We start from the raw sequence: 6,150 nt of genomic DNA on the forward strand, positions 1-6,150 counted from the left end.
AAGCAAGTATAAGCGCCGCGATCGATTAAGGAAGTCAATCTTCGAGGGAGTCGGGAATTTGGGCGAAGGCGCGATCGAGGCGGTTGTGAGAGGCTTTGGAGATCGATCGGGCATCGTATCTTTTTAGGAGACTTACAATATCGGCGAGATCGGGCAATTTCGGATCTGGTCAAGTTCCGGTTAAACCCTGTAAAGTAAACATAAGTTGTTTTAACAAAAATGTTACAGGAACGCTTCTCCTGGGCTTAAAAAACCTCAGAGGAAGTGTCAAGCGGGGTTTTCGCCCCCGTCTCCTGAAGCATCCAGTTCGAGACGGCATTCCGGAATTTGGCTCGATCGGTCACGAACACCAAGTACCGCCGAGTCACTGGCAAGATTTCAAACCCCCGATCTCTGGCAATTCGGGAATGCCACCTGCCCAACTTCGAGCTATACGTTTTTGTATAGTTCTGACCCCCCACCATCTAAGGATGAGGAGATAGGAAACATATGCCGCAGTTAGAAGCTACCCCCACCCTCGATTACCAAAGCGAAACCTACAAAGACGCTTACAGCCGCATTAACGCCATCGTGATCGAAGGGGAGAACGAAGCCTACGATAACTTTGTTAAGTTAGCTGAAATGCTGCCGGAGGACAAGGACGAGCTGACCTCTCTGGCGAAAATGGAGCGCCGTCACGCCAAAGGATTCCAAGCCTGCGGTCGCAACTTGGAAGTGACGCCGGACATGGACTTTGCTCGTGAGTTTTTCTCCAAACTGCACGGTAACTTTGAAAAAGCGGTGGAAGAAGGCGATATCGTCACCTGCTTGGTGATTCAAGCTTTAATTATTGAATGCTTTGCGATCTCCGCTTACAACATTTACATCCCCGTTGCTGACGACTTCGCTCGCAAAATCACCGAGGGTGTGGTGAAAGATGAATACACTCACTTGAATTACGGTGAAGAGTGGCTCAAAGCCCATTTCGACGAGGTGAAAGAGCGCATCGAAGCGGCCAACCGCGAAAACTTGCCGTTGGTTTGGGAGATGCTCAACCAAGTCGAGAACGACGCGAAGGTTCTCCAAATGGAGAAAGAGGAACTCATCGAAGATTTCACGATCGCCTATGGCGAAGCTCTCGCGAACGTTGGCTTCAACACCCGAGAAACCGTGCGCATGCTCACTCACGGTTTGCGTAGTGCGGCTTAACTCCTTGCGCCCTACTGTTCTCCTGCGAAATTAACGAGAACGTTTTCATCGCCCGTTTTCGAGCCGAAAGCGGGCGATCTCTTGCGAAAAAATCTTGAGAAGCGTTCCCTCCTATAATAATGTGAAGGTTTATGAACCTTTACTTGTCACCGCATACCGTCTCGCAATCTGAAAGACAGGTTGCCTAAAATCTGCCCATGTTTGGTTTAATCGGTCACCTTACCAATCTAGAACAGGCTCAAGCAGTCGCGCGGGATTTGGGATACGCCGGACTCGCCGACCAGGATTTAGAGTTCTGGTGTTCTGCTCCGCCGCAAACCGTCGATAACATTACCGTGACGAGCGTTACGGGTCAAACGATCGAGGGTCGCTACGTGGAATCCTGCTTTTTGCCGGAAATGCTGGCGAACCGTCGTATTAAAGCGGCGACGCGAAAAATCGTCAACGCCATGGCCCACGCTCAAAAAATCGGACTCGATATCACGGCACTCGGCGGCTTTTCCTCGATCGTGTTCGAGAATTTCAATTTGAATCAAATTCAGCGTATTCGCAACATCACGCTCGATTTCAAGCGGTTTACTACGGGAAACACGCACACGGCTTACATTATCTGCCGTCAAGTCGAACAGGCTGCTCCGAAACTCGGCATCGAACTGTCGAAAGCGACGGTGGCAGTGGTCGGCGCGACGGGAGATATTGGTAGCGCCGTCTGTCGGTGGCTCAACACGCAAACGGATGTCGCCGACATGATTTTAGTGGCTCGCGATCGAGCACGCTTGCAGGCGTTGCAAGAAGAACTCGGTCGCGGTAAGGTCATGGGATTAGAAGACGCGATGCCCCAGGCCGACATCGTGGTTTGGGTTGCCAGTTTGCCCAAAGGCATCGACATCGATGCGGAAAGCCTCAAAAAACCTTGTCTGATGATTGACGGGGGCTATCCGAAAAACCTTGATTCTAAGGTCAACTACCCTGGTGTCTACGTCCTCAAAGGCGGCATCGTCGAGCATTCTCTCGATATTGACTGGCGGATTATGAGGCTGGTTAACATGGACGTACCGACCCGGCAAATGTTTGCTTGTTTTGCGGAGTCGATGCTCTTGGAATTCGAGAAGTGGTACACCAACTTCTCTTGGGGACGGAACCAGATCTCTGTGGAAAAAATGCAGGCGATCGGTGACGTTTCGATCAAACACGGGTTTAAACCGCTTCTGTCTGTTGTCGAAAACTAGAAGCGAGATCGGGCAGCCCAGCCACTTCCGTTTACTTTTCATTGTCTTGTCCAACCTATGCTGTTAGACTTCGAGAAACCCCTCGTCGAGCTGGAAAAACGAATTCAACAAATCCGAGACATCGCCGACGAAACTCACGTGGATGTCTCGGAGGAAATTCGCCAACTCGAAGAGCGGGCGACGCAACTGCGCCAAGAGATTTTTAGTAGTTTGTCTCCGGCGCAACGGTTGCAACTGGCCCGTCACCCTCGGCGGCCGAGTACCCTCGATTACATTCAAGCGATCGGCGACGAGTGGATCGAGTTACACGGCGATCGCGGCGGCTCTGACGATCCGGCTCTCGTGGGTGGCCTCGCACGGTTGGACGGAAGGCCGGTGGTGATGCTGGGACACCAGAAAGGACGCGATACGAAGGATAACGTCGCACGAAATTTTGGCATGGCATCCCCGGGCGGTTACCGCAAAGCGATGCGGTTGATGGAACACGCGAACCGTTTCGGGATGCCAATCCTCACGTTTATTGATACGCCGGGGGCTTGGGCGGGTATTGAAGCCGAACACCTCGGCCAGGGCGAGGCCATTGCTTACAATTTACGGGAAATGTTTGGCCTCGAGGTGCCGATCGTTTGTACGGTGATCGGTGAAGGGGGTTCCGGTGGTGCGTTGGGCATCGGTGTGGGCGATCGACTGCTGATGTTCGAACATGCGGTTTATACGGTGGCGACGCCGGAAGCCTGTGCCGCGATTTTGTGGAAGGATGCCTCGAAAAGCGCTCAGGCGGCGGAAGCCCTCAAGATTACCGCTCGGGATCTTAAGGAATTGGGGATTCTCGATCGACTGCTTCGGGAACCCCTAGGCGGCGTTCACAATCAACCTGTCGAAGCGACGGAAATTCTCAAAAACGCTTTACTTGAAGAACTTCGCGATCTCTGCGGCTTGACGCCGGAACAGCGACGAACTCTCCGTTATGAGAAGTTCCGCCGCATTGGGGTTTTTTTAGAGGGCGAACCGGATTGAGCCGGTGAACTCGGGGAAGTTGTGATTTCGATCGCTGGAAATCTCGATCGCGATCGTCTGGTTATCGGGAGATCGATCGCTCGCTGAGGTGTCGAAATCGGTCATACTAGAAATACCGAATTTTGCGCCTTAAGCCGATGGTTCCGGAAATACAATTGATTCCTGGGGCGATTTCGGAAATTCTCGTCTCGGTTCGGGATACGGGGGTTCTCACTCGTACTGACTGTTACGGATTGATGGCAGCTGCCTTAGACGACTCTCTCAACGAGGACGATCGCCGCTCGGTTAACCGACTCGTGCGAGCTGTACGTCAGGGTAAAGTGAAAGTCGTTGACGATCTGTCTCCCAAATCGTAAATGCGGTGAATTGCTAAATTCCCGCGACGTGATTTCGCGATCGCTCGATCGATATTTGAAATTCAATTTTTAAGAGAACGGGTAACTCGTCAATTTCTAATGGGTTTGATCGATTTAATCCGATTCGATCGACCCGATAAATCTTCGATGTTTTCCCAATAAAGTTATTTAATTTGCAAAATATTAAAATATAATAAAAGCAACAGACAAAAGATATTTTTTGTGGTAAAGAACTTCTAGTTTGTGATTCAACTCTAATGACAGTTGCCACTTGGATTACCCTGTCTCGAATGCTGGGAATCCCGTTTTTATTGTATTTCTTATCCAATCCAAGCCAGTCCTATCGTTGGATCGGGTTGACGATATTCCTAATTGCAGCCCTCACCGATTGGCTAGATGGCTACGTGGCGCGACGCTTCAACCAAGTCAGCGATTTAGGAAAATTTCTCGATCCCCTCGTCGATAAACTGTTAGTTTTCGCACCGTTTTTAATCTTAATTGAATGGGGAACCGTTCCCGCTTGGGGCGTTTTTTTGATTTTAGCCCGCGAACTGACGATCGCCGGTTGGCGTGTCAGCCAAACTAGCATTTCCGGGGCAAACTGGTGGGGAAAGGCGAAAACCGTCAGTCAAATCGCGGCGATCGCCCTTCTCCTCGCCCCATTATCAGAACCCTGGACAACAGCCGGACTCGTCACCTTTTGGCTGTCCGTTGTTTTAACCTTAATATCCGGCGCAATTTACCTAATTCCCTCGAAACCCGCAGAAAACTAAACATATTTAACCGTTATCCCGTCTGAGGAGTCGCAAACCGTTGAGCGTCACCAATAACGTCGAACCTTCGTGACCGAGAACCCCCACCGGAAGCGTGATTTCGCCGAAAAAGTTCGCCACCATCAACACCGCGATCGACGTCAACGCCAGCGTAATATTTTGCCAGATAATCCGTTGCGATTTCTGCCCAATGAAAATCGCTTGCTCCAACTTCTCCAAGCGATCGGCCATCAACACAATATCCGCCGTTTCCAAAGCGATATCGCTTCCGGCGCCTCCCATGGCCACGCCAGCCGAAGCTTGCGCCAACGCCGGAGCGTCGTTGACGCCATCTCCCACCATCACCACCGTTCGATACTCTCGCTGTAGCTTTCGGACCACATCCACCTTATCCTCGGGGAGTAAATCCGCATAAATCGCGTGGACGCCGACTGCTTGCGCCACCGTTTGCGCCGTGGCCGCGTTATCTCCCGTGAGCATGGCGGTAAACGCAACACCCCGCCGCTGGAGAACCTTCAACAAGTCGGCGGCGTGGGGACGAACGCGATCGACCACAGCCATTAATCCCAGAATTTGTCGATCGCGCACCACCCAAATTACCGTTTTCCCCTGAGCTTCGAGATGCTGGCTTTGGGTGGTTAAAGACGGCTCGATGTCGCTGAACTCCGCCAGCGCAAAGCTTCCTTTCCCCAACTTCACCGGTTTTCCTTCCACAGAACCGACGATTCCTTGTCCCACTTCCGCTCGGACCTCGATCGCCGACAATAACGGAATTTTGTCCATGCTGGCCGCTTGCAAGATCGCTTGACTGAGGGGATGCTCGGAATAGGCTTCGAGAGAAGCCGCAATTTGCAACACCTCCGCTTTTCCCACGTTAGCGGCGGGAACGATATCGCTGACCTGTAACTGACCCGTAGTGAGGGTTCCGGTTTTATCAAAGGCGATGGCGCGGACTTTCCCAATAGTTTCCAACTGCGCTCCGTCTTTAAATAAAATCCCCTGTCGCGCACCGCGAGCGATTCCCGAGAGTAACGTTGGCATCACAGACGCCATCAACGCGCAGGGAGAGGCCACCACCAGAAAAATCAACATTCGGTAAATCGTGGTTTCCCAATCCCACCCCAACAGGAGCGGCGGTAACGTTCCCAGAGCGATCGCGCTGAAGACGATAACGCGAGCGTAACCCCGCTCGAACCGCTCTAAAAACTGCTGAGACGGCGGTTGCGTGGTTTTCGCCTGCTCGACTAATTGAATCACGCGCTGAATCAGACTGCTTTCGGGGGACTTGTGCAGTTCCACCGTTAACGCACCGCGACCGTTAATCGTTCCGGCGAACACCTCGTCTCCGAGGGTTTTTTCCACAGGCATCGACTCCCCCGTAATGGGAGCTTGATTGATGGTACTGCTGCCTTCTCGAATGATGCCGTCCGTGGGGAACAGTTCGCCAGGTTTGACACGAATGCGATCGCCGATTTGTAAGGTTTGGGTGGGAACGGTTCGTTCTTCATGACCTTGCAACAGTCTCGCCGTATCTGGCGTCAGTTCCATGAGACTGCGAATATTGCGCTCAGTTCGGTGCATGGCGAT

The 6,150-nt window shown here is 52.1% G+C and carries 7 protein-coding genes; 5 read left to right on the forward strand and 2 right to left on the reverse strand.

The genetic code is table 11. From position 1 onward, the window contains the following. Positions 1-34: 34 nt before the first annotated feature. Entirely contained in the window at positions 35-157 is a 123-nt protein-coding gene (locus ACP5D4_RS12650) for a hypothetical protein (protein WP_428011981.1), read from the reverse strand. 332 nt (positions 158-489) lie between these two features. On the opposite strand from ACP5D4_RS12650, the gene ACP5D4_RS12655 reads away from it, so the two are divergent. From ACP5D4_RS12655 to pgsA, 5 genes are all read left to right on the forward strand, one after another. Beyond that, positions 490-1,188: an aldehyde oxygenase (deformylating) gene (locus ACP5D4_RS12655; RefSeq protein WP_428011982.1), complete on the forward strand. Its 699-nt coding sequence runs from the start codon at positions 490-492 to the stop codon at positions 1,186-1,188. Between the two features lie 197 nt (positions 1,189-1,385). Then, positions 1,386-2,417 carry a long-chain acyl-[acyl-carrier-protein] reductase gene (locus ACP5D4_RS12660; protein ID WP_428011983.1) on the forward strand — a complete coding sequence of 344 codons (1,032 nt, stop codon included), beginning with the start codon at positions 1,386-1,388 and terminating at the stop codon, positions 2,415-2,417. Between the two features lie 57 nt (positions 2,418-2,474). Then, positions 2,475-3,434 (forward strand): acetyl-CoA carboxylase carboxyl transferase subunit alpha, encoded by a 960-nt coding sequence (gene accA, locus ACP5D4_RS12665; RefSeq protein ID WP_428011984.1) that lies wholly within the window; start codon positions 2,475-2,477, stop codon positions 3,432-3,434. 137 nt (positions 3,435-3,571) lie between these two features. Next, positions 3,572-3,790 (forward strand): hypothetical protein, encoded by a 219-nt coding sequence (locus tag ACP5D4_RS12670; RefSeq protein WP_428011985.1) that lies wholly within the window; start codon positions 3,572-3,574, stop codon positions 3,788-3,790. A 257-nt stretch (positions 3,791-4,047) separates the two neighbouring features. Then, positions 4,048-4,563, forward strand: coding sequence for a CDP-diacylglycerol--glycerol-3-phosphate 3-phosphatidyltransferase (pgsA, locus tag ACP5D4_RS12675; RefSeq protein ID WP_428011986.1), 516 nt, complete (start codon positions 4,048-4,050; stop codon positions 4,561-4,563). A gap of 6 nt (positions 4,564-4,569) precedes the next feature. On the opposite strand, the gene ACP5D4_RS12680 is transcribed toward pgsA, so the two are convergent. Beyond that, the coding region (locus ACP5D4_RS12680) for a heavy metal translocating P-type ATPase (RefSeq protein ID WP_428011987.1) at positions 4,570-6,150 on the reverse strand (1,581 nt) is incomplete at its 5' end.

The sequence above is a fragment of the Baaleninema sp. genome, assembly GCF_049974805.1.
Lineage (GTDB): Bacteria > Cyanobacteriota > Cyanobacteriia > Cyanobacteriales > Geitlerinemataceae > Baaleninema.

Bases quoted from the DNA above. Each gene is read 5' to 3' on its own strand.
- ACP5D4_RS12660 (WP_428011983.1), top strand. From the start codon at position 1,386: ATGTTTGGTTTAATCGGTCACCTTACCAATCTAGAACAGGCTCAAGCA.
- pgsA (WP_428011986.1), top strand. From the start codon at position 4,048: ATGACAGTTGCCACTTGGATTACCCTGTCTCGAATGCTGGGAATCCCG.
- accA (WP_428011984.1), top strand. From the start codon at position 2,475: ATGCTGTTAGACTTCGAGAAACCCCTCGTCGAGCTGGAAAAACGAATT.
- ACP5D4_RS12670 (WP_428011985.1), top strand. From the start codon at position 3,572: ATGGTTCCGGAAATACAATTGATTCCTGGGGCGATTTCGGAAATTCTC.
- ACP5D4_RS12655 (WP_428011982.1), top strand. From the start codon at position 490: ATGCCGCAGTTAGAAGCTACCCCCACCCTCGATTACCAAAGCGAAACC.